The organism is Rhizobium sp. 3T7, assembly GCF_020166565.1.
Lineage (GTDB): Bacteria > Pseudomonadota > Alphaproteobacteria > Rhizobiales > Rhizobiaceae > Rhizobium.
Map to the genome: position 1 here is coordinate 26,328 of NZ_JAIQXS010000013.1, position 23,534 is coordinate 49,861.

Sequence of the window (23,534 nt, forward strand, 5' to 3'; positions counted from 1 at the left end):
GTAGAACCCTTGACCTTACGCAATTGAAAAACATCTTCTTTCGCGCGGGCATCAGGCGCGCGGGAGGTCAAATCGATGAGAATCTCGGTTGCATTGGGAGTAGCAGCAAGTCTGTTGGCGATCTCGGCGGCTGAACCGCCGGGCCAATGGCAAACCTATCATGGCGTACGGATGGATTCCGATCCGGTGCTGTTGGCCAGGTTCGACAGGGCGTATCGCTATTGCGAGCCCGAAGCCGTCTATCGCGGCTCGCCCTATCCGGCAAATCCTTGGCACGTGACCGCACTCAGAAGCTGCATGTACCGATTGGGGATCGTCGACCGGGGCGCCTATTCCTACCCCGCCAATAGGCTGTTTTATCCTCTGTATTGAAGAGGCGCGCCACACAGTCTGGAATGATCATGCCGCCGTCGGATTGAGCAGGTTCATGTCGATGTCCGTCAGTTCCACATGACGCTCGAACGATATGCCCGCCTCATCGAACAGATGGCAGTCTGCAACATTGATCCCGGCCCCCAGCGGCTGATCCGGGCGAACTGCCGCGCTCCCTGGTAACATTGCACAGAAATTCTCGCCTTCGCCGTCAAGCGATGCATAGGCGACCGTCTGGGCGCCAAGCCGCTCGATGACTGTCGGCGTAACAGTGAGTGTGATGTCGCCTGTGCCAATCAAGATGTGCTCGGGCCGCACGCCGAGCGTGAGGGATTTTCCAACGACGCCCTGACGCTGCGCGACCGGGATCACCGCCTTTTGCCCCTTGTAGTCAATTTCGACGCCGGCATCGCCGACGCCGGTGCAGGTAACATTGAGGAAGTTCATCTTGGGATTGCCGATGAAGCTCGCGACGAAGATATTCGCAGGCTTGTGGTAGAGTTCCAGTGGCGCACCGGTCTGTGCGATCTCGCCCGCATTCAGCACCACGATCCGGTCTGCCATCGTCATCGCCTCGATCTGGTCGTGGGTGACGTAGATCATCGTCGCCTTTAGCTGACGATGCAGCTTGGCGAGCTCAATGCGCATGTCGGCGCGCAAGGCAGCATCGAGGTTGGAGAGCGGCTCGTCGAACAGGAAGATCTTCGGCTCGCGCACGATCGCGCGACCGATCGCCACGCGCTGGCGCTGACCGCCTGAAAGCATCCCGGGCTTCTGCTGCAGGCGCTGGTCGAGGTGAAGGATGCGTGCGGCATGCTCGACCTTGGCCTTCAGCTTCTCCTCTTCCATCTTTTCCACACGCAGCGGGAAGGCGATGTTCTCGAAAACGGACATGTGCGGGTAAAGCGCGTAGGACTGGAACACCATGGCGATCCCGCGCTTGACCGGCGGCAGGTCGTTCACTCTGAGCCCGTCGATGACAATGTCGCCCGCCGTCGTGGCATCAAGGCCGGCGATCATGCGAAGAAGCGTCGACTTACCGCAGCCAGACGGGCCAACGAAGACCACGAACTCGCCATTCTTCACCTCGAGCTGGACGCCCTTGATGACTTTGAAATCGCCAAAGAACTTCTGGACCTTGTTGAGATGGAGCTGTCCCACAGTACTTTCCCCGGCCGCCGGCAAGGCGGCTTGCTGTTTGATGCGGTAAGAAAGGGGCCGCGAAAAGCGCGGCCCCTCGCTAAAGCAGTGGTCTATTTGTACTGCTCAAGATCGGCGGCGGCCTTCTTCAACGCGTCCGCCGGCTCAGCCTTTCCGGTCACGACCGACTGAACCATTTCAATCATGACATTCTGGAAGCCCTTGTAATCCTTGAAGAGCGGCTCCGGCCCGCCATAGGAGATGCCGTCGATCAGCGGCTTCCAGGATGGATCCGCCTTCACGAATTCATCAACCTTTGCGGACGGACGCAGCGGCGTCAGGCCTGCACCACCCTGGAGCTCGTACTCACCCTGTGGGCCGGGAGCGGTGATGTATTTGGCAAATTCGATCGCCTTGTCTTCAACACCCGATCCCTTGAAGATCGCCAGGCTGTCGGTGATCAGCAGCGTACCTTCCCCCTTGGCCGATGGACCGAGCGGCAACGGCGCGATACCCCAGTTGACCTTAGTGTCCTTCAGACGGGCGGCAGCACCAGAACCGGCCTGGATCATCCCGACCTTGCCGTCGAGGAAAATGGCGCGGATTTCGTTCTGTTCGTAAGCCGTTGCGCCCTCGACGGAATAAGGCGTGATATCCTTGTAGGCCTGCAGGGCTGCAAGCACTTCCGGGCTATCGGCCACGATCTTGTCACCATCGATGATCTTGCCGTTGTTGCTGTAAACCCAATGCATGAACTGATGCATGGTGTTGTCGAAGGTTTTTGCAGGCAGGCCGTAACCAGCAATTCCGGTTTTCTCCTTGATCGCCTTTGCATCGGCGATTTCTTCGGCCCAGGTGGTCGGCGGCTTTTCGGGATCAAGACCGGCCTGCTTAAAAAGATCCTTGTTCCAGTAAAGTGCCTTGGTCGAGAAAGCGATCGGAACGCCCCACTGCGTGCCATCCGAGGTCACTGTATCGACAATGTTCGGATAATAGCTCTTCTTCTCCTCGTCGGTCATTGGAACAGGAACGATGAGGTCATTCTCGGCAAATTCCTTGAGCGTGCGCGAGCCAACATAAGCCATCGCGACCGGCGTGCCTGCGGCTGCCAACGTGGTTGCTTTGTCCTGGCACTGTTCCCAGCCGACCACCTCCGGCTTGACCGACCAGCCAGGATTCTTGCCCTCCCATTCCTTGATATACTTCTCATGGATCGGATCGATCTTGTCGCCACAATAGATCCAGCTGATCTCCTTGTCGGCGGCCTGAGCGGTCACGGCGCTGAGCGCGGTGGACCCGAGCAGGGCAAGGGCCATCAGCCCGGTCTTGAATTGAATTGTCACTTTGTTAGCTCCCTTTTTTCTCTGGTGGTTGACTTACTGTTTCACCGCGCCCGCGGTCAGCCCGCTGACGAGATACCGTTGAAGGAAGAAAATCACGATCATGGCCGGCGCGATGCCGACGAAACTTGCAGCCATCAGTTCGTTCCAGACCACTTCCTGACGGCCGAAGTAGGCGAAGAGTCCGACTGGCAACGGCGCATACTCGGTTTTCGAGTTGAAGGTCAGCGCAAAGATGAACTGCTGGGCATAGGAACCGATGAAGGTGGTGATCGCGACCACCATAATGCCGGGCATGGCGATCGGCAAAATGACGCGGCGCAGCGTATAGAAGTGGCTGGCACCATCGACGAAGGCGGCTTCATCCAACTCCCTCGGAATGCGCATCATGTAGGTTCTAAGCAGCCAGATCGCCGACGGTATCAGGAAGGCAACGCCAGGAACCATGATTGCAAAATAGGTATTGAGCAGGCCGAGTGAGCGCATCAACCGGAAGAGCGGAATAAGCAGCACCGCGCCCGAGAACATGTTGACCGCCAAAAACGCGCCGAGCAACAGCCCGGCGCCCTTGAAATCAAAGCGGGCAAACGCGTAGGAGGCAGGGATGACGAGCACCAGAACGACAGCGGTCACGACTGTCGAAATGAAGAAGGAATTGAAAATGTAGCGCGCAAAGCCTGGCACGCTGATCCACATGGTCCGGTATGCCTCGAAGGAGCCATTCTCGGGGATGAAACGATAAGGTGAGGAAAAGAGCTGGCTGAGCGGCTTCAGCGATACAAGGAAGCCCTCGACGAACGGGGCAAGCACGAAGGTAAGAAACACGAAAATGCCGGCATAGATGCCGATGATCTCGTACCATTTGTACCGATTGATCAGCAGATGGGGTTGTTTCATCGCTTGTCTCCGGATGCAAGGCGGCTGGTCAGTCGGAAGTAACAGACGCAGAAGATCGACAGGAAGATGCAGATCAGCACGGCGCGCGCAGCACCTTCCCCGTATTTGTTCGAACCGATCGCCGTGCGGTAGGTGTCGATGATCATCGTCGTCGTTTCCCCGCTTGGACCACCACGCGTCAGGATCCAGATGATGTCGAAGGAGTTGAACGTGGCGATGAGTGACAGCATCGACATGGTGATCATCGAAGGGACGATCAGTGGCAGGGTAATGCGCCGGAAGCGATAGAAGCGGCCGGCCCCGTCAGTCCAGGCGGCTTCATAGAGATCCTGCGGAATCGCCTGCATGGCCGCCAGCATGTAGAGCGTCACCAGGGGAACGCCGATCCAGACGTCGGTGATGATCGTCGCCCAGAACGCCGTGGAACCCTGTGCGAGAAACGCGACGGGAGCATCCACCAAGCCAAAGCGTTGCAGCATGCCGGAAATCATTCCGAACTGCCCATTGTACATCCAGCCCCACATGAAGATGCCGATCGCCATCGGGACAATCCACGGTGGCATGGTCAGTACACGGAAGAGCGCCCTGCCAGGTACCGCAGAGTTCAGCATCGTCGCCCCGAAGACACCGATGATCATCTTGATGGAGACGGAAAAGAACGTCCAGATGAAGGTGCGAATGATGACTTCGGCGAAGGTCTCGTTGAAGATCTTCTGATAGTTGACCCAGCCGACCCAATTGGTCACCTTCTTCAGTGACGCATCGGTGAAGGAGAGGATGAACGTGTCGACGAGGGGATAGGCGACGATCACCGCGACGTAAAGCACCGCCGGAAGGAGAAGGATCCAGGCGAAGATGACTGCGTTACGCTGGACGCTCATCTTGCCGCCCTCCTCAAGCCGCTCTTGCGTGCAGGGCTTCGTCGAACCTGTCCCACACGGGACGCAGATCGATGACCGCCTTCTTCATGCGCGCCTCGTCCATGGATAAGGCGAGAATGCCGGCTTCGAGGGCGTTAAGCGTGGAGACGGGAAGTTGCGTGCCTGTGCGCACACTGTCGAGGAGGTCGGCGGCCATCTGTTCATCGGCACCGTAATGCTGCGACAGCTCGGTCGCCACGTACTTGTTCTCGACCACCTTCTTGCCGGTCAACTGCTCATGAACGTCGAGATAGCCGCGGACGAAATCGCCCTCGGCCATACCCCGTGAGCCCATGATGGCAAAGCGGCGAAACTGATCGGGAACGTTGAGGTTGGTATGGAAGTTCATACCGACGCCGTTGGCATATTCGACGATCGCCACCTGATAATCGATGATGTCGGCATCGCTGTCGAACACCTTGTCGGACCCCATCCAGCCGCTCGGCTTGCGGTGGAAAAGCTCCAGATCATTGATGCCTTCTCGGGCGGGATCGTTGACGGGCGTGAAGCTCTTGCGGCCGCCGAAGCTTGCAACGCGCTCCGGTCGAGCACCGACGACGCCATTATAGAGATCGAGGTCGTGGCAGCACTTCTCCAGCATGAAGCTGCCGGAATAGCGTTCGTAACGGCGCCAGTCGCGCATGAAGAATGCGCCGTGGTAAGGCTCGATATGCTCCGCGGCCTCGATCGAAACGATCTGGCCGAGCTTGCCAGCAGCCTGGATAGCGCGCAGGTCCTTGTAGAGCGGTGAATAGCGCAGAACGAGACCGACCATCAGGCGCTCATGGCCGAACTTTGCCATCAGACGCGCGAGCTCGATGCTCTCGGCGATCGTCGTGACGATCGGCTTTTCACAGAAGACCTTCAGGCCGCTTTCGAGACCCAGCCTGATGTGGTCGAGATGCATGTGGTTCGGGGAACCGATCATCAGCAGATCGAGCTTTTGGCTGGCGATCAGCTCTTCAGGGGACGCATAGGCCGTACCGGTGGGAATGCCTTTTTCGACGAGGCCTGGAAGACCCGCCGGATCGGGATCAACATAACCGACGATCTCGAAACTTTCATCGACAGACTTGAAGACGTAGCCAAGGTAGCCGAGCCGGAAACCTAGCCCGATAATTCCCACGTTCATGCTGCTCTTGTTCCCACTTACGTAATTTATTTTCGTCAAGTTGGGGCAAAAATTCGAACGCGTCAACACGAATCCCGCGAAAAGTTGAAGCTATGAAATTCATTTTCATCTGGACCCGTTTCCTAGGCTTATCAACTTTCCGCTGAAAATATGGAATCGATTTCGCCGTCCACGCGCAGCGAACAATGAGGCTCCGTTCCCGCGGACCAGGGTTGCAAAGGTGAGGGCGATGCTGCGGAAAGCTGCCGCAGCACGAAAATCTAGCGATTTCGCCGCTTGCCTTCGAGCAGATCGAGAACCGAATTTGCCGCATCCAGCACATTCGTCCCGGGGCCAAAGACGGCTGCCACGCCATGGTTCATCAGGTACTCGTAGTCCTGCCGTGGAATGACACCTCCGACGACGACAATGACGTCGTCAGCGCCGCGCGCCTTCAGTTCGTCAATAAGTTGCGGTGCCAAAGTTTTGTGGCCGGCGGCAAGCGACGAAATGCCAACCACGTGCACCTTGCTGGCGACGGCGAGGTCGGCCGCTTCCTTCGGCGTCTGAAAGAGAGGTCCAGCCAGTACGTCAAAACCGATGTCGCCAAACGCCGAAGCGATCACTTTCGCGCCCCGGTCGTGGCCATCCTGACCAAGTTTCGCAACCATGATCTTCGGCCTGTGTCCAAGGATACTGCCGATTTCGCTCATGCGGTCCTTCAGCACCGCCAGCTCGGGCTCGTCGCGATAGGCTTGACCATAGACGTCCTTGATGACTTCAGGCTCAGCCACATGATCCCCGAAGGCACCACGCATGGCATCCGAGATCTCGCCAACCGTCGCCCGCGCGCGCGCCGCTTCAACCGCTGCCGCAAGCAGGTTGCCGTTGCCGCTACTTGCCACTTGCGCAAGCGCATCGAGTGCTGCTTGCACGGCGGCTCCATCGCGGCGGCGTTTCGTCTCTTCGATCCGCTTGATCTGGGCGGTGCGCACTGCAGCATTGTCGATCGCCAGGATCTCGATCTCCTGCTCTGTCTCAAGGCGGTATTTGTTGACGCCGACAATGACCTCATCACCCCTGTCGACGGCCGCCTGGCGTCGCGTCGCCGCTTCCTCGATCAACCGCTTGGGCAAGCCATCGTTGACTGCCTTCGTCATGCCGCCGAGCGCCTCGACCTCCTTAATCAGATCCCACGCCTTGTCGGCAAGCTCCTTCGTCAGGGTCTCGACGTAGTAAGAGCCGGCAAGCGGATCGACGACCTTCGTCACGCCCGTTTCGTGCTGAAGAATGAGCTGCGTATTGCGGGCGATGCGTGCCGAAAATTCTGTTGGCAGGGCGATCGCCTCATCGAAAGAATTGGTGTGAAGTGATTGCGTGCCGCCCAGCACCGCCGACATCGCCTCAAAGGCGGTGCGGATAATATTGTTGTAGGGATCCTGCTCCTGCAGCGACACGCCCGACGTCTGACAGTGCGTGCGCAGCATCAGCGACGAAGCCTTCTTCGGCTCGAACTCCTCCATGATGCGCGTCCACAAGAGACGCGCGGCCCGCAGCTTTGCCGCCTCCATGAAAAAGTTCATGCCGATGGCGAAGAAGAAGGAAAGGCGACCGGCGAAATCGTCGACGTTCAACCCCTTGGCAAGGGCCGCGCGAACATATTCGCGCCCGTCGGCAAGGGTGAAGGCAAGCTCCTGAACGAGCGTCGCACCCGCCTCTTGCATGTGATAGCCGGAGATCGAGATCGAGTTGAACTTTGGCATCTCTTTGGCGGTGTACTCGATGATATCGGCAACGATCCGCATCGAGGGTTCCGGCGGATAGATATATGTGTTGCGGACCATGAACTCCTTGAGAATGTCATTCTGGATGGTCCCGGAAAGCTCGGCGCGGGACACGCCCTGTTCCTCCCCGGCAACGATGAAACTCGCCAGTATCGGGATTACCGCGCCGTTCATCGTCATCGACACCGAGACTTTCTCCAGCGGGATGCCATCGAACAGGATCTTCATGTCTTCGACACTGTCGATCGCAACTCCGGCCTTGCCGACGTCGCCGACGACGCGCGGATGATCGCTGTCATAGCCGCGGTGGGTTGCAAGGTCGAAGGCAACGGAAACGCCCTGCTGCCCGGCGCCGAGCGCCTTGCGGTAGAAGGCGTTGGAGGCCTCCGCAGTGGAGAAACCGGCATACTGCCGTATTGTCCAGGGGCGGCCGGCATACATCGTGGCACGCGGCCCGCGCGTGAAGGGCGCAAAGCCCGGAAGCGATCCCAGGTGCTCGGCGCCCTCGACGTCGGCCTCGGTATAAAGCGGCTTGACGTCGATCCCTTCGGGCGTGTTCCAGACGAGCGTCTCGGGCGAGGCCTTCAGCTCTTTCTCGGCAAGAGCCTGCCAATCACCAGGCGTTTTCTTCGTCATCTTATCCTCCGGCATTCTTCTTTTGCCGCAGGCTAGCACTTTAACCGGCTGTGGCGCGATAGAGCCGCAGGATAATTTACTCGGGAATCTCTTCGCTTCCCGTGCATCGATGGACCAACGCAAGAGGCGGCCAGTCGATCGATCAACAGACCGATATAGGGTCTACGCTGGCGCAGAGGCGAACGCCAGGCGGCTCAGGAAACGCTGACCGGCTTGGAACGCAACCGGCTGGCGGTTGCCGGATCCGCCCTCCGGCAAAGCTGCGGCGGCAAGCCTTTCATTATCAACTCCGCATCAGCGACAGCCATCGAGCCAAGCGCGTAGAAGGCATCTCGCGTACCGCCGGTGCGATGTGCAGATAGCAACAACCCCTCCACCTTGCGGACCGGGTCGTCGGAAGCGACCGGCTCGTCGGGAAAGACATCGGTCGCGGCGCGGATGTGGCCAGATCTCACCGCCTCGAGCATGGCGGGAAAATCGACGACGGCAGCGCGGCTCATCAGCAGAAAGGCCGAGCCCGGCTGCATCATTGCGAATTCGCGTCGGCCGATGAAGCCTTCGTTCTCACTCGTCACGCTGGCGAAGACGAAGACGACGCGGCTCTCCATTAGCGCTTCATCCAGCGATGCCGGCATACAGTCGAGCCGCTCGATGATCTCGGTGGGCAGCCACGGATCAAAGACGCGCACGGGATTACGAAACGGCCGGATAAGATCCCGCAACTGCCGTCCCAGATCACCAAATCCGATCAGACCGACAGGGGCGCCGGCGAAGCGAAACGTCTCGTCGTTTCCTGCAAGGCCATATTCTTCGGCGCCTGCTCGAAACTGCCGATCCGCCCTGGTGATGCCGCGGGCAAGATCGATCGCCATGCCAAGCGCGGCTTCGGCCACGGGCGACGCGAAGGCGGATGCCGGCGTGATAACCCAGATGCCGCGCTCAACACAGGCCTGGTAGTCGATATTCGGCAGGAAGTTCGACTCGACATTGATAATGGCCCTTAGCTTTGGTGCGCGATCCAGCCGCTCCTTCGGCATATCGGTCTGGCCGAAAATCAGCACTGTGTCCGGCAACAGGGCCTCTACCTGCTCTACTGGCATCTGGCGATCTTCGCAGACGACGACGTCTCCCAGCTGTTCCAAACGGCGGCGAACATCCGGCGTCATGATGAGGTCGAGCGTTCGTGGCAGCGGATCGACAAGGATGATATTGCGGCTCATGGTTCCTCCCAATTCGCCAGCAGAATGAAAATGCGCGCAGATTTAAGCAAGCGCTTTGTGCTCTAGGATGCCATCAATGGGTCCTCCCTGACCGCTTGTGCCAGGAAATCGAGGACCGTACGGACCCGCAATGGCAGGTTTTTGCGCGACGGGTAGACGACATGGATTGGCAGGCGCGCGGGAGGAAATTCAGGCATCAGCTTCACCAGCCTGCCAGCCTCTATGTCGGCGCAGGCAAGGAGATGCGAAAGCACCGCAAGACCGCCTCCGGCCAACACCGCGCGATGTACCGCCACAGCATTGTTGGCGATCAGGCGCGGCGCGATGCGCACGGAAATCTCATCCGACCCATCGGAGAACGACCACGATCGTCCATCTCCGGCGCGGCTATAGCAGATGCATTCATGACCAGTGATCTCATCCGGCGTGTTGGGCTTACCATGTTGTTCCAGGTAGCAGGGCGCGGCGACGAGGAAGGCCGTCGTCCAACCGATCCGCCGGCACATCAAGCTACTGTCTGATACTGCGCCGAGCCGCACTTCGAGATCGATGCCGTCACCGATCAGATCAGACGGCTCCTCGCGGAATATCAGTTCTACCGACAGTCCGGGATGGCTTTCTAGCAGTGGCGAGAGACGCTCGCTGATATAAAGACCAAGAGGTGCGGGCAGGGTAAGCCGCACGCGGCCGGACGCCATGGCTGTCTCGACGCAGGAGGCTTCGTTGAGGGCATCCACCGCCTCAACCACCCGCAGCGCCATCGCGATCATTTGTTCGCCTTCGACGGTCAGGGCAAGCGCATTTGTGGTACGATGCAGCAGGCGTGTGTTGAGGTGTCCTTCGAGTGCGGAAACCTGCCGAGAGACTGCCGGCTGTGTGAGATCAAGGTCGATTGCCGCTGCAGAAAACGAGCCTGTCTCTGCCACGCGCAGAAAGGCTCTCAACGAAGATACGATGTCCATCTGCCCCCCCATACGTTTCGACATAAGGCTTATGTCGCAGTTTAGGTCGGAAGCGCTTTACTGTCCAGCCATTAAGGATATCTTGTGTCCATAAGGATACGCGATGTCCTTAATAAGGAGAGACATATGACACAGCGCCTCAACTACGCACAGCAATCACCCGAATTCTTCAAGAAGCTTTCAGACCTGAGCATGGGGCTGAAGGACAGCGTCATCGAACAGAAGATCCGTGACCTCGTGAACATCCGCGCCTCACAGATCAATGGCTGCGGCTTCTGCCTCGACATGCATGTCAAAGAGGCCAAGATCCACGGCGAAAGCGAACTGCGCCTGTATCATGTCGCGATCTGGCGTGAATCGAACCTCTTTGTTCCGCGCGAGCGGGCGGCCCTTGCGTGGACCGAAGCAGTCACGAACCTTCCCGAAGGCGGAATCCCGGACGAGCTCTACGAGCGGGTCCGCGGCCAACTCTCGGAGAAGGAAGTGTCCGACCTGACATTCTCGATCATGGTGATCAATGCCTGGAACCGCGCCAGCATCGCCTTCAAGGCAGTCCCCGGTTCCGCAGACAAGACCTACGGCCTCGACAAGGCCGGTCTCAACTAAGCTTACGACCTCAAAGCCATCAACACCGCGGCCGACCGCCGCCCTAAAGGGAGAAGTCCTATGAAGATCGTCATCATCGGCGGGACCGGCCTTATCGGCACCAAGACAGTCGACCGCCTGCGCAAGCAGGACCATGAGGTGATTGCCGCCTCTCCAAACACCGGCGTCAACACGATCACCGGGGAAGGGCTGGCCGCGGCACTTGCTGGCGCCGAGGTCGTTGTCGATCTCGCCAACTCGCCATCTTTCGAAGACAAGGCGGTGCTGGAATTCTTCGAGACCTCGGGCCGCAATCTGTTTGCGGCTGAAAAGGCTGCTGGCGTCAAACACCATATAGCGCTTTCGGTCGTCGGAACCGAGCGACTGCAGGAAAGTGGCTACTTTCGCGGAAAGCTCGCCCAGGAGAAGCTGATCAAGGCTTCCGGCGTTCCGTACACGATTGTTCATTCGACGCAGTTCATGGAGTTTTTGAGCGGGATCGCACAATCCGGCACGGTCGGCGACACGGTTCACCTATCACCAGCCTATGTGCAGCCGATCGCCTCCGATGATGTAGCCGACGCGATGGCGGATGTGACCCTTGCTGCCCCCGTCAACGGAACGATCGAAATTGCCGGCCCGGAGCGCTTCCGGCTCAATGAACTCGTTGCTCGCTACCTCAAGGCGATGGGCGATGCCCGCAAGGTCGAACCGGATCCCGAGGCGCGTTATTTCGGCGCCCGGCTGGAGGATGGTTCGCTGGTCTCCGACAACAACCCACGTCTGGGGCGTATCACCTTCGAGCAATGGTTCGCAACCTCCGCACGGAAATGACAGAGCAGCGCTGCGCCGCAATTCTTAGGAGCAGCGACCAACCCTTGAAAGGAATCTCGATATGATGAAGTCGATTTTTGTCGCAGCCGCCCTTGTAGCGGTATCTTTCAACGTAGGCCTCGCCGATGACGCCGGCGGCAAGGCTTCCAAGGTCACGCTCGTCTATGAGCATGAACTGCCGAACGTTCCGGGCAAGAGCATTAAGGGTGTCCTGGTCGAATATGGTCCAGGTGGGTTTTCTGAGGGCCACACCCACCCGAACTCCGCTTTCATCTATGCAACGGTTCTGGAAGGCTCCATCCGCAGCCAGGTCAATGATGGGCCGGTAAAGACCTACAAAGCCGGAGAGAGCTTTTCGGAGATGCCCGGCGATCGTCATGGCGTCAGCGCAAACGGCAGCAAGACAAAGCCTGCAAAGCTGCTTGCGGTCTTCGTGGTTGACACCAACCAGAAGGAACTGACTTATCCCTTGAAGAAGTAAGTCAGTGCGGGCCGTGTGTTGATCGCACACACGGCCCTTCCGCACCAGGCCGCAACCTATCGCGATCGGAGCCTGCCATGTTCAACGAACAACTCTCGTTGCCGCTTGTTCTGATCAATCTTCTCGGAGTTGCCGGCATTGTCGTATGGCACCTCCAGGGTCGTGACCGTCCAACTGCTCGGCTGGTCGTTCAGATCCTGTTTTTCGCAAGCATGACCGCCGTCCTCGTCTTTGCAGGTATCCTCCCGCATCGCGTCGATGAGACGCATTTAACCGGCCTCATCGCATTTTTGTCCATCTCAGCCAGGGTACTTTGGTGGACACATCTGGCGTGGACCCTGATTGGCTTCGTGCGCATCTATATCGTTCTGGAGCGAAGGCCGCGGGAGGCGCGACTGCTGCAGGATCTGATCGTTGCCGTTGTCTATCTCGGCGTGGCCCTGTCCATCCTGGGCTTCGTCTTCAAAGCGCCCATCGGCACCCTGGTGGCAACGTCCGGCGTCGTCGCCATCATCTTCGGCCTCGCGCTGCAAAATACGCTCGGCGACGTGTTCTCCGGCATCGCGCTGACATTGGGGCGCCCCTTTGTCATTGGCGACTGGATCGTGCTCGGTGACGGCACGGAGGGGCGTGTCATCGAAAACAACTGGCGCTCCACATTTTTGCTCACTGGCGCTCACAACGTGGTCGTTCTGCCGAATAGCGCCCTGGCGAAAGTGGGCGTTACCAATCTAAGTCGTCCTGACGAGACGCATCAGATCACTCTGCTTATCCGTCTCGCGGCAAGCCACAGTCCGCAGCTCGTCGAGGAGGCGATGCGAACCGCCCTGCAACGCTGCACATGCATCGTCCAAGACCCGCCGCCGATCGTCGCTCTAAAAGGGATCGATGCTGTGGCAATCGAGACCGAACTGCAGTTTCGCGTGACCAGCCCGGCAAACAGGACGCCGGCGAGGAATGAAGTGATCGATCTTGTCCACAACCACTGCCGGGAACGCGGCCTCTCCCTTGCGATGCCGCCTGAGAGCTATCTCTACGCACTGCCAGACGCAAGCGACGTCAAACTGCGCTCATCCGGCCCGCTCTAGGACCCATTCAAAGCTGCTCTTCCAAAGCTCCGCGGGGATATCCTTGGACAGCGTCTCTATCAGATCGGACAGCCTGACGCTGCGCAGTTTCTGGCGCCACGCTTCGTCGGCTTCCCACATGATGCGCGCCACGGCGCATGGGCCGCTTTCGCAGTAGCCGAGCGGCCGGCAGGGGTTGTTGGCTCTGATATTGTTGCAGACAAAGGTTCGAGCGTTGCCTTCGACCGCCTCGACGATCTCAAGAAAGGTCAGCTCGGCGGGTGCCCTTGCCAATCGATAGCCACCCGACGGACCAAGGGTCGTATCGACGAGACCGGCTTGCGAAAGGCTCTGCAACGCCTTTGAAAGATATTCCTTGGGAAGTCCGTGGAACTCGGCCAGCGCCTTGGTGGACAGATAGCGGCCTGCAGGCAGACCGGCGAGTATGGCGCAACAATGTAGCGCCCATTCGACTTGGCTTTTCAGGATCATCAATTCAGTCCGGATCGATGCTGAACCGCATCTATTAAGGATACAAAATATCCCTATTTCACGGTGAAGTAAACAGACTGACCTGTGCCGCAATAAAACTTGCCCGTCTGCTTGCAGCGATCCAGCGGTTCTCGGTACCACCAGGACCAGTCAAGCGACTTACGGTTGCCAATACGCTCGACGCGGCGCTGTCGCAGGGCAGGGGCACAAAGCCTCGCTAGTTCATGTCACGCAGCTTTCGGCCGGTTTCCTGCAGCAGCTTGAAGGCCTGATATCGCCGATCGTGTCCGTCTCTCATGGCACCCGAGGCAGGCCGGTAGACCTTTGCAATGCGCGACATGACACCCATCGCGCTTGATATGTTGGAGTAGCAGCCACCGGCAACGGCCCCGAGCATCGCAGCGCCAAGCAACACCGGCTCGGGGCTCGTCACGCTGGCAACCTTGGTCCTCGTGGCATCGGCGATCATCTGCAGGACGAGGGGGCTGTTTGCCGCCCCGCCACTCGCCATGATCAGGTCGATATCGATCGCCTTGCCCGCCAATGCGTCAAGCAGCTGCCGCAGCCCGTAGCCGAGCCCGGCAAGGCCGGCGACATAAAGCGCGACAAGCGATGCTTCATCCTCGTCAAGCGTCAGCCCGGCGATCAACGCACGCGCATCGGGGTCGGCAAAAGGCGCGCGGTTGCCGAGGAACTCCGGCACGACAATGATGCCACCGGCGAGATCAGCGGCGCTGTCGCCGGCGCGAGCGGCTGCCCGCTCCAGATAGCCGACGAGCGACAGACCCTCGACCTTGGCGCGTGCCGCGATTTCGGCAGCTGCCGGGTGCATGGTCACCAGATGGTCGATTGCGGCTCCTGCCGCCGACTGTCCACCCTCGTTCAGCCACAGGCCCGGGACCATCGCTGAAAAATACGGACCCCAGACGCCGTCAACAAAGGTCGGCTGCTCTGTGGTCGCCATCGAGCATGCCGAAGTACCGAAGATGTAGGCCAAGCGACGGCCGATGTCGGCGCTGCCCAACGCTCTGTTTTCGACCGCCCCAAGTGTCCCGATGCCGCCGGCATGCGCATCGATGAGGGCTGCGCCAACCGGTGTCCCAACCAACAGACCGAGGTCGGCGGCCGCCTGAGTGCCAAGTCCCGTGCCAAGCGCGGCCCCCGGCGCGACAATATCCGTCCCAATCCGCTTGAAACCGTCGGCTGCCAGATCCTCAAGGCCAATGGCGCGAAAATAGTCAGCATCCCAGCGCCCTTCATGGGCGAGATAGGTCCATTTGCATGTCACCGTGCAGACCGATCGCGACAGACTGCCGGTCGCGCGCCAGGTCAGATAGTCGGAAAGGTCGAAGAAGTGGGTTGCGGCGTGATATTGCTCGGGTAGATGCCGCTTCAGCCACAGGAGCTTCGGAGTTTCCATTTCCGGCGAGATACGGCTGCCGACATAGCGCAGAACGGCGTGCTCGCCACCGTTGATCTCGTCGGCTTCCGCAACGGCCCGGTGATCCATCCAGACGATGATGTTCCTATCGGGATCGCCGGACCTGTTTATACTGATCGGGCGTCCGTCCTCGGAGACTGCGACGAGTGAGCAGGTGGCGTCAAAGCCGATGCCGGCGATGGAGGCCGGATCGATGCCCGCCTCTTTGACGGCCTGGCGGACGGTGCGCGACACTGCCCGCCAGATGTCCTCACTGGACTGCTCTACGACGCCGTTAGCTTCATGCCAGATGGCAATCGGGTGCTTCGCCGATGATAGCAAATCACCGCTCTCGTTGAACACTCCGGTCCGCGCGCTGCCAGTACCGACATCGATTCCGAGAAAGTGACGTCTCATATCTAGAGATCCGTGCTGTGAGGCAGAATGACGAGGTCGCGGATTGTCACGTTCCGCGGCCGCGAGAGCATGAACATGACGGCATCAGCCACTTCGCTTGCCTCTATCAGCCCGCCTGCTGCGATGGCTTCTTCGAGCTTCGCCTTCGGCCAATCGCTGATCAGGGCCGTGACAACGGGTCCCGGCGCAACGGCGCCGACGCGAATCCCATGCTTCATCACCTGTCGGCGAACCGTGTGCACGAAAGCCTGTACCGCAAATTTGGAGGCGGTGTAAATCGGCTCCCAAACGACGGGAACGAGACCCGCAATGGAACTGGTCATGATGATGTCGCCGGTCTGCCGCTCAACCATGTGCGGCAGCACGGCCTGAACGGAACGGAAGGCGGCATTGATATTGAGGTTCAGCATGCGGTCCCAGGCATCCGGATCTCCCTCAACCACGTCTCCGCCGATATAGGCACCGGCATTGGCGTGGAAGATATCGAGCTTGCCGAACTTCTCCAGGACCTGCGGCATCATTGTCGCAACACTTTCCGGGCTTGTCAGATCGACGACCAGCGGGAGCGCCTGTGGCCCCAGTTCGGCGCAGATCCGCTTTAATGAATCCTCTGCCCGATCGATGAGCGCGACGTTGACGCCCTCCTTGATCAATGCCTTTGCGCATTCAAGCCCTATCCCCGAGGCCGCGCCGGTGATTGCAGCGACCTTTCCAGAAAGTTCCTGTCTCATAGCATTCCTTACCTTTTGTCTTAGTTTTACGCGCGTCCGTGGGACACTCGCGAACGGCGTGCAAGGGAGTCGACGATGACGGCAATGGCAAGAACGGCGCCGGTGATCATGTAGCGAAGCGACGATGACAGATCGAGCAGCGTCAGGCCGTTGGCAATCGACTGGATGACGATGATGCCAAGCAGTGCCGAATAGGCGCTGCCGCGGCCGCCGAAGAGGCTGGTGCCGCCGATCACGGCAGCGGCTATCGCATTCAGGTTGACGTCGCCGGTGCCAGCCTGCTGGCTTGCCGATGCCAGGCGCGCGGCAGACAGTACGCCGCCAAGCGCTGCCAGCATCGAGCAGGCCATGAAAGCGCTCGTGTAGATCAGGCGCACATTGATGCCGGCGCGGCGCGCGGCCTCCCGATTGCCGCCGACCGCCGTCATCGAGCGGCCCCACTTTGTGCGGGTCAGCGCATAGCTCATCGTTACGACAAGGCCGACGAACAGACCGAACATCCACGGAATGCCGCGGTCCTGGTTAAGATAAAAAACGATCAGCTCGAGCATCACGGTGATAATAACCGCACGGAACACAAGACTGCCAAGCGACTGCGAGGACAGGCTAGCCTCGCGGCGCCGCACGACGGTCCGGTAACCGGTCATCAACATCACGATCCCGGGAATGGCGGCGAGAACGTAGGAAACGGCGTCCGGCATGACCAGCAGCTGGCCGAAGTTCACCACTGCAGAGCCGTAGGGCAAATTGATCGAACCGGTAGCGCCAAGCAGATAAAGCTGCATGCCGAGGACCGCCAGAAGACCAGCGAGTGTCGAAACGAAGCTCGGCATTCCGAGGCGGTTGAAGAGCAATGCATAAAGCGCACCGATGACACCGCCGGCAGCAACAGCAGCGACAATCGCCAGCGCAACCGGCCAGCCTTCGTTGACCCAGAGCATGCCGACCAGCGCAGAAGCAAAGCCACTGATCGAGCCAACGGACAGGTCGATCTCGCCAACCATGAGGATGCAGACGATGCCAAGCGAGATGACGCCGACGGTCGATGCATCGAAAAGCAAATTGACGAGGTTGTTGGCCGACAGGAAGATGGGATTGAGCGACGCAAAGACGGTCCAGATGAGAACTAGGCCGACGACGACCGGCAGCGACCCTAGATCGCCCGATCTCACGCGATCGGCAAAGGCCCGGATGGCGCCGCTCACGCCGGTTTCATGCTTGACGCGAACGTCGCTCCTATCCAGCAACGGTGCGGATGGCGCGCTCTGATTGGCGTTGCTGTTCATGGGGTTCCTCCCTCTGTGATCTCGCGCGGCGCCTGGCGTCGGCTTGCCCTGCGGGAGACGGAATTGTCGGCAGCTCCTGTGATGGCGCTGACGAGTTCCTGGTTGGTGGCGTCGGGATAGAATATTCCATTGTTGCGGCCAAGACGCAGGACGACGATGCGGTCTGCCACGGCCCGCACGTCCTCCATATTGTGGCTGATCATGATCACGCCGAGGCCGCGGTCGCGGACCCGTTCGATAAGATTTAAGACCTCCGCCGTCTGCGCCACGCCGAGCGCAGCGGTCGGCTCGTCGAGCATGATAAGCTTCGGCTCCAACAGCAGCGATCTCGCAATCGCCACCGTCTGACGCTGACCGCCGGAAAGCGAGGCGATCGGAATGCGGACGCTGGGGATGCGCGCCGACAGCTCATTCAGGAGCGTCCAGGAGCGTACCTCCATCGACACTTCATCGAGCTTTAGCGGACTGGTCTCGCGGCCAAGGAAGATGTTGGCCACCACATCGAGATTTTCGCAGAGCGCGAGGTCCTGGAAGACCGTCGCAATACCGAGATCAAGTGCCGTGCTGGGGTCAGCGAGCGTTACGGGCTTGCCCGCGAAAGTGATTGTGCCCGATGTCGGCTGGTGGACGCCGGCAAGAATTTTGACGAGTGTCGACTTGCCCGCACCGTTGTCGCCGACCAGCGCCACGACTTCGCCCCCATGCACGTCGAGATCGATATCCGTCAGGGCTGAAACGGCGCCGAAATTCTTGGAGATGCCACGCAGGCTGAGCACCAGCTCGCCGGTCGGGGGCGCGTCATGTTGGGTGTCCGTCATCGAGGCAAGCCTTTCCGTATGACTTCGTGATGCCTGCAATGAGCCCCCCGACGACATGCGCCGGAGGGCCCTCGGGAGGAGTTCTTAGCTGCCGATACCCAGCTTCTTGCAACCCTCGGCGTAACGATCGCCGCAAAGTTGTTCAGGCGTCTGGATCGGCTTACCGTTGACGGTTTTGTCGATGATTTCGGCCTTCAGGTTCTCTGCAGTCACAAGCGCCGGCGTGAAGAGCTGCGTCGGCGTGTCGAACAGCTTCGTATCCGCCTTCGGCGTTTCACCGGAAAGCAACTGCAGTGCGACGTTGGCGGCGGCGGCAGCAACGATCTCACTCGGCTTGGAAATCGTGTTGTACTGATCACCAGCAATGATCAGCTGCAGGCCGGCAATCGTGGCGTCATTGCCTGTCACCGGGGGGACCGGATCCACACCGGCAGCCTTGAAGGCAGCGACTGCGCCACCACCAGTACCGTCATTGGCCGCTACGACACCAATGATCTTCTTGCCGAAGCGGGTAATCTGCCCGCTTGCCCACTGCTGTGCCTTCGGTGGCGCCCACTCCGGTGTATCGTATTCTGCGAGAACTTGATATCCACCCTTAGCGATACCGGCATGGATACCCTTCTTGATCAAGCCGGCGGCTGCATCGGTCGGAGAGCCGTTGATCTCAAGCAGACCACCGTCTTCCGGTTTGACGTTGTTCTTCTTCAAATGCTCGACGAGCGATACGGCAATCATCTTGCCGATCTCTTCATTGTTGAAGGAGACATAGTAGTCGGCAGCCGCAGAAGGGATCGGGCGGTCATAGGCGATAACCTTGACGCCTTGGCTCTGTGCCATCTTCACCAACGAGGCAGCAGCGGTTGAGTCAACCGGATCGAGGATGATCGCCTTGGCCCCTTGCGAGATCGCGGAGTTGAACTGCTGCTGCTGACGGGAGGCGTCGCCGTTGGCATTCTGGTAGATCACCTTGCAGCCGGCGCAGAGTTTGGCCATTTCCGCCTGGAAGCCCGGGAAGTCATGCTCTTCGTAACGCGTCGAGCTCTGGTCGGGCATCAGGAATGCGACAGTCGCGTCGGTGACTTTGGCCGACTGTGCAAAGACGGACGTTCCGCTGAGAAGGCCGAAGGCCAGGATCGCGGCGCCTGCGAGTTTCGTTGAGAGTTGCGTCATTTCGGTTTCTCCATTGAAGAGATCGATTGTTGCAGTTACCGTCTCAGGCGCATGGTTGGCCTGAGTGCAAAGCGCACAAAGCCTCTGGGCGGAATCGCGGTCAAAGACCGTCGCCGGCCATGCTGCTGAGGCGCACCTATTATGAATCTGAAGGCAAGCGTTCCCTTGCGGAGGCCGCCACGGTCTCCGTTCAAACTTGCCATTAATGTGTCCTGTCTCCTCCCTGTCCTCCCTAGCTAGGCGGCCTCCACCGCTTTTTCGTTTTGTGCCCGCAAGGCTCGAAACCTGGAGGGCGGCATCCCTTTCTGCGCGAGAAAGTGTCTGTTGAAATTCGAAAGGTTGTTGAACCCGGAAGCGTAGCAGATATCGATAACGGGCATGTCCTCGCTGCTCATCAACAGCTGGCAGGCGAGGTTGATGCGCAGGCGGTTCACATACTGAACCACCGAGAAGCCGGTATGTTTGCGAAACGACCTGGAGAACGCACTCGGCGTTTGACCGGCGATCGCCGCCAGGTCGGTTTCGGAAAATGGCTCCGTTAGTCGCTCGCGGATAAATGCCAGGGCCTTGTTGGTGCCGATCGACATGTAACCGGACGGATCGGGCTGATAGGCGGACGTGGTCAACGCCACGTGATTGTTTGCAGCCGTCAGAAGTTCGACAAGCTGCATGAAAAGCGCGATGCGACGCGCGCCGGTGGCATCCAGCATCTCCTGCATGATCGGTTTGGCGAGTGCGGCGGTCTCGACAGGGAAGAGGACGCCCCGACGGCTGTCGGCGAGCACCGAGCGAAACCCTTTGAGTTCCGGCAGGATGGCAAGCAGGCCATCGATGAATTGCTCGGAGAACTGCAAAACCATGCAGCGCTGCTCGATGCGCCGGTTGTCGAGGACTTCGCTTACCCAATTGTGCGGCAGGTTCGGGCCGGTCATGACAAAATTCCCCGGCTGGAAATCGCCGATGAAGTCGCCAACGAAATAGCAGCCGGAGGTTTCGGTGATCAGGTGGATTTCATATTCGGGATGAAAGTGCCACCGCACCGTATGATAAGGGTATCCATGCGACCACATCTTGAAGGACTCGCCGGAACGTATCTGGACGACTTCCAGATCGGGCTCTGATACATCCCTCATACGACTACCCCTCCCAGGGTCTCCACACTCTATTACTGGGCTAAAAGCAGGTGGAGCTCTCCCGGTTCCATCCCGCGACCATGAATGAAGTTTAGCCGGATGCGACAGGGCGCTCCACCACATTTGCCCCTGCGCACCGATACTTTTTTGTCATCCGCTTCATGATTGCCTGGATACCCACCCAGCCAGCCTTGAGCAATCACGTCATGGCGCTGGAAAAGGAGCTTGGCTGTCCGCTGTTTGTCCGCTCGACCCGGCGGGTCGAACTGACCAGGGCAGGGCGCCAGCAATGCCGAGTAAAACACTATCGGGCCCAAAGCGGCGCCGGCCTTCCTCGAACGATCGAAACACAGAACAACCGCAGAGATCTGTCACGTACCGGTTCGTAAACGTTCAGGCCATCTGGCGTTGCTTACACATAGAAATCGAGGTCGTGTAGTGCGGCCCGCACCTCGAACAGCAATGCCACTAAGGAAGCGGCGAAGAACAAGAGCGCGACCGAAAACATGACCGCCGCGCCGTATTCGTGCTTGAAGTTAAGAAATGAGCTAGCAAACGCCAATATGACAAGCACGGTTGTGCATATTCCGCTTATCACGGCGAATTCTATTGCCTTATTGAGCAATCTCGCGCGCCGCTTCAATCGTGGCAGGATGACCTCTAGACGACTGCGGCCGGGGTCGCCCTCGGGGAGAGCGCCCAAAAAATTGCTGCGATCCACGATCCGGTTCATGCGTGTGATCAAGACCGAGATGAATGCTGCCACCGCTCCCAACAGAAAGGCTGGGGCAGTCGCTTGTGAGATCACGCGAGAGATCTGTTCAGCGGTTGCTACTTCGCTCAGCATCATACTTCCTCTTGATTGTTGATTTGCGCCTCTATGCGAGAGGCTCCGGCAATTCACTCTGAAAACTGCAACCCGGCCTTCTTCAGCGAGCTCAGGAAAAATGCGATATCCTCGGAACGGGTGAAGCGCAGGGCCACTTCGTTGCGCAGATTTCGCACCAGAGCCGGCTCATGCTCTATGAGCCAATCGCGCTCACGATTGGCAAGAGCTCCGTCACCGGCTTCGGCGAAAATCGCGACCGCAATTACGTGATAGAGAGCGTTGGCAGGAGTATCAGCCTTTCTGATCCACATAGCGGCCTGCTCATAGTCTCCGCGGAAGTATGAGCAAACGGCAAGCGCGGCTTCGTAGTATGCTGGAGGCCCTGCATTGCGTTCCCATGCCTTCGCCACCAGGGCACACCCGTCGTTCCAGTATCCGGACATCGCCAGCCGATACCCGTATTCGCCCATGAGTTCGGTATCGTTGGGATTGATGGAAAGCGCCCGGCGGCCCACTTTCATGGCCGCATCGACTTCCTTCCTGAGATAGAGGGCAAACATCTGCGCCTGCAGTCCTCGCACATTCAACGGTTCCAGTTCCACCGCACGCCGTGCAGCGGCGAGTGCCTGTTCGATCAATGCCGGCGACCTGATTGGATCGATAGGGTGACCGAAGCGAGCCTCGTCGATGAGGGTCAGCGACAGAAGCGCCCAGGCGGTAGCATAGCCGGGGAAGCGTTCGACGGCTTTCTCAAGACACGAGCGGACCGACGGCCGAACGGCTGCATTGAAGTTAGCTCGGTAGGAATAGTAGGAAAGCGTGCAGGCATATGCGGCCCAGTCGTCCGGAGGGTTGGGAACGACTAGCTTCGCGTCCGCCTGAAAGATGACTCCGTAGGCCTGCGCGAGAGTCGTCGCCACGTTGTTGGCGATGTCGGCTTGGGACTTTAGAAGGTCGCGAACCGTTGTCGGGCCATCATAGCTCGCGGCCCAAAGTACGGTCCCGTCTGGATTGCTGCGGAGGCTGATCTGCAGCCGGAAAGTTTCAGCCGACATATACAAGCTTCCCCCGAGCACGTATCGAACCCGACGTCCAACCTCGGGACTGGGTGATTGAACGACGACTATGTCCTTGAATTTTGACAGTCCGCTGACAACCTCTTGCGTGAGGCCGCGGGCCAAGGCTGCGGACCCCTGCTTGCCAGACAAGTCCTCAAACCATTCGACCGCCAGACGCGGGATTTCCGGCCCGCTCGCGACGGATCGAGGCGAATCGACCCTCCACCACACCATTAGAACGACCGCGATCAATATCGCAGTTGCAATTATGACCGGCAGCTTGAACCCTACGCTCGCCGGCGCTGGCACGAGTGTGGGGGTGGCGGACGGTTCCTGGGCGCCGGCACTGCGGGTGCCATGCACGGAGAATGTCGGAACGTAGGCACCCTTCGGTATGCTGATGCGGATGGGATCGGCCAGTCCGGCGGTAAGGTAGTACCGTTCGAGTGCGCGCCGGAGATGGCCCGCTTCAACACGGACGATGGGATCGGCTTGTGGATCGAAGGAGGCGTCGCGACCAAATACCTCCACAGCTATCGAGTAGGCCTTGATGCGCTCGCCGCGCCCAGACAAGGTTTCATTTACGACGTAGCTGAGAAATCGGCGCTCACGATCGGTGGCGTCAAAATCAGCGCTGTCAAGAATTTGAGCAAGCTGGTCGCGGCAGGCGTCTACAGGAATACTTGACCCTTCACTTGCGCCGTTTTGGGCTTCTGCTTCCATCACGAACGCCTCCCCAAGCCTTGCGCATCTTGAGGCTCGACCGTTCCCAACGTGTTTACCCCTGATAGTTCATGTTAATTACATGCCATTTCTGGGTGCGGCAAGAGT

22 protein-coding genes and 1 pseudogene are annotated in these 23,534 nt (G+C 59.2%); 6 read left to right on the forward strand and 17 right to left on the reverse strand.

Going from position 1 to position 23,534, the window contains the following annotated elements; translation table 11 throughout:
• The first annotated feature begins 75 nt into the window (after positions 1-75).
• Positions 76-372, forward strand: a complete 297-nt coding sequence (locus K9B32_RS18360) for a hypothetical protein (protein WP_007798758.1) — start codon at positions 76-78, stop codon at positions 370-372.
• Positions 373-399: 27 nt separating this feature from the next.
• Here the strand turns inward: K9B32_RS18360 and K9B32_RS18365 are convergent, their stop codons facing one another.
• From K9B32_RS18365 to K9B32_RS18400, 8 genes are all read right to left on the reverse strand, one after another.
• The gene (locus tag K9B32_RS18365) at positions 400-1,533 is read right to left on the reverse strand and encodes an ABC transporter ATP-binding protein (protein WP_224564751.1); all 1,134 of its coding nucleotides are present in this window, start codon (positions 1,531-1,533) and stop codon (positions 400-402) included.
• 92 nt (positions 1,534-1,625) lie between these two features.
• Positions 1,626-2,828, reverse strand: a complete 1,203-nt coding sequence (locus K9B32_RS18370; protein ID WP_263491000.1) for an extracellular solute-binding protein — start codon at positions 2,826-2,828, stop codon at positions 1,626-1,628.
• A 60-nt stretch (positions 2,829-2,888) separates the two neighbouring features.
• On the reverse strand, positions 2,889-3,749 hold the full coding sequence (locus K9B32_RS18375) for a carbohydrate ABC transporter permease (RefSeq protein ID WP_224564755.1): 861 nt from the start codon (positions 3,747-3,749) through the stop codon (positions 2,889-2,891).
• Complete coding sequence (locus K9B32_RS18380) at positions 3,746-4,630, reverse strand: carbohydrate ABC transporter permease (RefSeq protein WP_007798769.1); 885 nt, start codon at positions 4,628-4,630, stop codon at positions 3,746-3,748. The genes K9B32_RS18375 and K9B32_RS18380 overlap by 4 nt, the downstream gene beginning before the upstream one ends.
• Before the next feature lie 13 nt (positions 4,631-4,643).
• On the reverse strand, positions 4,644-5,801 hold the full coding sequence (locus K9B32_RS18385) for a Gfo/Idh/MocA family protein (protein ID WP_224564757.1): 1,158 nt from the start codon (positions 5,799-5,801) through the stop codon (positions 4,644-4,646).
• Between the two features lie 260 nt (positions 5,802-6,061).
• Positions 6,062-8,200, reverse strand: coding sequence for a methylmalonyl-CoA mutase (scpA, locus tag K9B32_RS18390; protein WP_224564759.1), 2,139 nt, complete (start codon positions 8,198-8,200; stop codon positions 6,062-6,064).
• A gap of 194 nt (positions 8,201-8,394) precedes the next feature.
• Positions 8,395-9,420: a hydroxyacid dehydrogenase gene (locus K9B32_RS18395; protein ID WP_224564761.1), complete on the reverse strand. Its 1,026-nt coding sequence runs from the start codon at positions 9,418-9,420 to the stop codon at positions 8,395-8,397.
• A 62-nt stretch (positions 9,421-9,482) separates the two neighbouring features.
• Entirely contained in the window at positions 9,483-10,382 is a 900-nt protein-coding gene (locus K9B32_RS18400; RefSeq protein ID WP_224564763.1) for a LysR family transcriptional regulator, read from the reverse strand.
• Positions 10,383-10,508: 126 nt separating this feature from the next.
• Here K9B32_RS18400 and K9B32_RS18405 point away from each other — a divergent pair, with 126 nt between their 5' ends.
• From K9B32_RS18405 to K9B32_RS18420, 4 genes are all read left to right on the forward strand, one after another.
• Positions 10,509-10,988 (forward strand): carboxymuconolactone decarboxylase family protein, encoded by a 480-nt coding sequence (locus K9B32_RS18405; protein ID WP_224564765.1) that lies wholly within the window; start codon positions 10,509-10,511, stop codon positions 10,986-10,988.
• 60 nt (positions 10,989-11,048) lie between these two features.
• Positions 11,049-11,801 (forward strand): SDR family oxidoreductase, encoded by a 753-nt coding sequence (locus tag K9B32_RS18410; RefSeq protein ID WP_224564767.1) that lies wholly within the window; start codon positions 11,049-11,051, stop codon positions 11,799-11,801.
• Between the two features lie 61 nt (positions 11,802-11,862).
• Positions 11,863-12,282, forward strand: a complete 420-nt coding sequence (locus K9B32_RS18415) for a cupin domain-containing protein (RefSeq protein ID WP_224564769.1) — start codon at positions 11,863-11,865, stop codon at positions 12,280-12,282.
• Positions 12,283-12,359: 77 nt separating this feature from the next.
• On the forward strand, positions 12,360-13,370 hold the full coding sequence (locus K9B32_RS18420) for a mechanosensitive ion channel family protein (protein ID WP_224564771.1): 1,011 nt from the start codon (positions 12,360-12,362) through the stop codon (positions 13,368-13,370).
• Here the strand turns inward: K9B32_RS18420 and K9B32_RS18425 are convergent.
• The 7 genes from K9B32_RS18425 to K9B32_RS18455 all read right to left on the reverse strand — a co-directional run bounded on the left by K9B32_RS18425 (position 13,353) and on the right by K9B32_RS18455 (position 20,816).
• Positions 13,353-13,841, reverse strand: a complete 489-nt coding sequence (locus K9B32_RS18425) for an RrF2 family transcriptional regulator (protein ID WP_224564773.1) — start codon at positions 13,839-13,841, stop codon at positions 13,353-13,355. The two genes, K9B32_RS18420 and K9B32_RS18425, sit on opposite strands and share 18 nt — an antisense overlap.
• A gap of 217 nt (positions 13,842-14,058) precedes the next feature.
• Positions 14,059-15,678: an FGGY-family carbohydrate kinase gene (locus tag K9B32_RS18430; RefSeq protein WP_224564775.1), complete on the reverse strand. Its 1,620-nt coding sequence runs from the start codon at positions 15,676-15,678 to the stop codon at positions 14,059-14,061.
• Between the two features lie 2 nt (positions 15,679-15,680).
• The gene (locus K9B32_RS18435) at positions 15,681-16,409 is read right to left on the reverse strand and encodes an SDR family oxidoreductase (protein WP_224564777.1); all 729 of its coding nucleotides are present in this window, start codon (positions 16,407-16,409) and stop codon (positions 15,681-15,683) included.
• 26 nt (positions 16,410-16,435) lie between these two features.
• A complete protein-coding gene (locus tag K9B32_RS18440) occupies positions 16,436-17,695 on the reverse strand; it encodes a sugar ABC transporter permease (protein ID WP_224564779.1) in 1,260 nt (419 codons plus the stop codon).
• On the reverse strand, positions 17,692-18,513 hold the full coding sequence (locus K9B32_RS18445) for an ATP-binding cassette domain-containing protein (RefSeq protein WP_224564781.1): 822 nt from the start codon (positions 18,511-18,513) through the stop codon (positions 17,692-17,694). Before K9B32_RS18445 ends, K9B32_RS18440 begins: the two co-directional genes overlap by 4 nt.
• An 84-nt stretch (positions 18,514-18,597) precedes the next feature.
• Complete coding sequence (locus K9B32_RS18450) at positions 18,598-19,683, reverse strand: sugar ABC transporter substrate-binding protein (protein ID WP_224564783.1); 1,086 nt, start codon at positions 19,681-19,683, stop codon at positions 18,598-18,600.
• Between the two features lie 236 nt (positions 19,684-19,919).
• Positions 19,920-20,816 carry a helix-turn-helix domain-containing protein gene (locus K9B32_RS18455; RefSeq protein WP_224564785.1) on the reverse strand — a complete coding sequence of 299 codons (897 nt, stop codon included), beginning with the start codon at positions 20,814-20,816 and terminating at the stop codon, positions 19,920-19,922.
• A gap of 161 nt (positions 20,817-20,977) precedes the next feature.
• On the opposite strand from K9B32_RS18455, the pseudogene K9B32_RS18460 reads away from it, so the two are divergent.
• Positions 20,978-21,097: pseudogene (locus tag K9B32_RS18460) on the forward strand (LysR family transcriptional regulator); the annotation flags it as partial.
• A 131-nt stretch (positions 21,098-21,228) separates the two neighbouring features.
• On the opposite strand, the gene K9B32_RS18465 reads toward K9B32_RS18460, so the two are convergent.
• Positions 21,229-21,666 (reverse strand): DUF2721 domain-containing protein, encoded by a 438-nt coding sequence (locus K9B32_RS18465; RefSeq protein ID WP_224564787.1) that lies wholly within the window; start codon positions 21,664-21,666, stop codon positions 21,229-21,231.
• A gap of 50 nt (positions 21,667-21,716) precedes the next feature.
• The gene (locus tag K9B32_RS18470) at positions 21,717-23,426 is read right to left on the reverse strand and encodes a tetratricopeptide repeat protein (RefSeq protein ID WP_224564955.1); all 1,710 of its coding nucleotides are present in this window, start codon (positions 23,424-23,426) and stop codon (positions 21,717-21,719) included.
• Positions 23,427-23,534: the final 108 nt, after the last annotated feature.

What these genes read in the sequence shown, in the direction of transcription:
- K9B32_RS18360 (WP_007798758.1), top strand. Translation starts at nt 76, where the DNA reads ATGAGAATCTCGGTTGCATTGGGAGTAGCAGCAAGTCTGTTGGCGATC.
- K9B32_RS18370 (WP_263491000.1), bottom strand. Translation starts at nt 2,828, where the DNA reads ATGGCCCTTGCCCTGCTCGGGTCCACCGCGCTCAGCGCCGTGACCGCT.
- K9B32_RS18375 (WP_224564755.1), bottom strand. Translation starts at nt 3,749, where the DNA reads ATGAAACAACCCCATCTGCTGATCAATCGGTACAAATGGTACGAGATC.
- K9B32_RS18380 (WP_007798769.1), bottom strand. Translation starts at nt 4,630, where the DNA reads ATGAGCGTCCAGCGTAACGCAGTCATCTTCGCCTGGATCCTTCTCCTT.
- K9B32_RS18385 (WP_224564757.1), bottom strand. Translation starts at nt 5,801, where the DNA reads ATGAACGTGGGAATTATCGGGCTAGGTTTCCGGCTCGGCTACCTTGGC.
- scpA (WP_224564759.1), bottom strand. Translation starts at nt 8,200, where the DNA reads ATGACGAAGAAAACGCCTGGTGATTGGCAGGCTCTTGCCGAGAAAGAG.
- K9B32_RS18395 (WP_224564761.1), bottom strand. Translation starts at nt 9,420, where the DNA reads ATGAGCCGCAATATCATCCTTGTCGATCCGCTGCCACGAACGCTCGAC.
- K9B32_RS18400 (WP_224564763.1), bottom strand. Translation starts at nt 10,382, where the DNA reads ATGGACATCGTATCTTCGTTGAGAGCCTTTCTGCGCGTGGCAGAGACA.
- K9B32_RS18405 (WP_224564765.1), top strand. Translation starts at nt 10,509, where the DNA reads ATGACACAGCGCCTCAACTACGCACAGCAATCACCCGAATTCTTCAAG.
- K9B32_RS18410 (WP_224564767.1), top strand. Translation starts at nt 11,049, where the DNA reads ATGAAGATCGTCATCATCGGCGGGACCGGCCTTATCGGCACCAAGACA.
- K9B32_RS18415 (WP_224564769.1), top strand. Translation starts at nt 11,863, where the DNA reads ATGATGAAGTCGATTTTTGTCGCAGCCGCCCTTGTAGCGGTATCTTTC.
- K9B32_RS18420 (WP_224564771.1), top strand. Translation starts at nt 12,360, where the DNA reads ATGTTCAACGAACAACTCTCGTTGCCGCTTGTTCTGATCAATCTTCTC.
- K9B32_RS18425 (WP_224564773.1), bottom strand. Translation starts at nt 13,841, where the DNA reads ATGATCCTGAAAAGCCAAGTCGAATGGGCGCTACATTGTTGCGCCATA.
- K9B32_RS18430 (WP_224564775.1), bottom strand. Translation starts at nt 15,678, where the DNA reads ATGAGACGTCACTTTCTCGGAATCGATGTCGGTACTGGCAGCGCGCGG.
- K9B32_RS18435 (WP_224564777.1), bottom strand. Translation starts at nt 16,409, where the DNA reads ATGAGACAGGAACTTTCTGGAAAGGTCGCTGCAATCACCGGCGCGGCC.
- K9B32_RS18440 (WP_224564779.1), bottom strand. Translation starts at nt 17,695, where the DNA reads ATGAACAGCAACGCCAATCAGAGCGCGCCATCCGCACCGTTGCTGGAT.
- K9B32_RS18445 (WP_224564781.1), bottom strand. Translation starts at nt 18,513, where the DNA reads ATGACGGACACCCAACATGACGCGCCCCCGACCGGCGAGCTGGTGCTC.
- K9B32_RS18450 (WP_224564783.1), bottom strand. Translation starts at nt 19,683, where the DNA reads ATGACGCAACTCTCAACGAAACTCGCAGGCGCCGCGATCCTGGCCTTC.
- K9B32_RS18455 (WP_224564785.1), bottom strand. Translation starts at nt 20,816, where the DNA reads ATGAGGGATGTATCAGAGCCCGATCTGGAAGTCGTCCAGATACGTTCC.
- K9B32_RS18465 (WP_224564787.1), bottom strand. Translation starts at nt 21,666, where the DNA reads ATGATGCTGAGCGAAGTAGCAACCGCTGAACAGATCTCTCGCGTGATC.
- K9B32_RS18470 (WP_224564955.1), bottom strand. Translation starts at nt 23,426, where the DNA reads ATGGAAGCAGAAGCCCAAAACGGCGCAAGTGAAGGGTCAAGTATTCCT.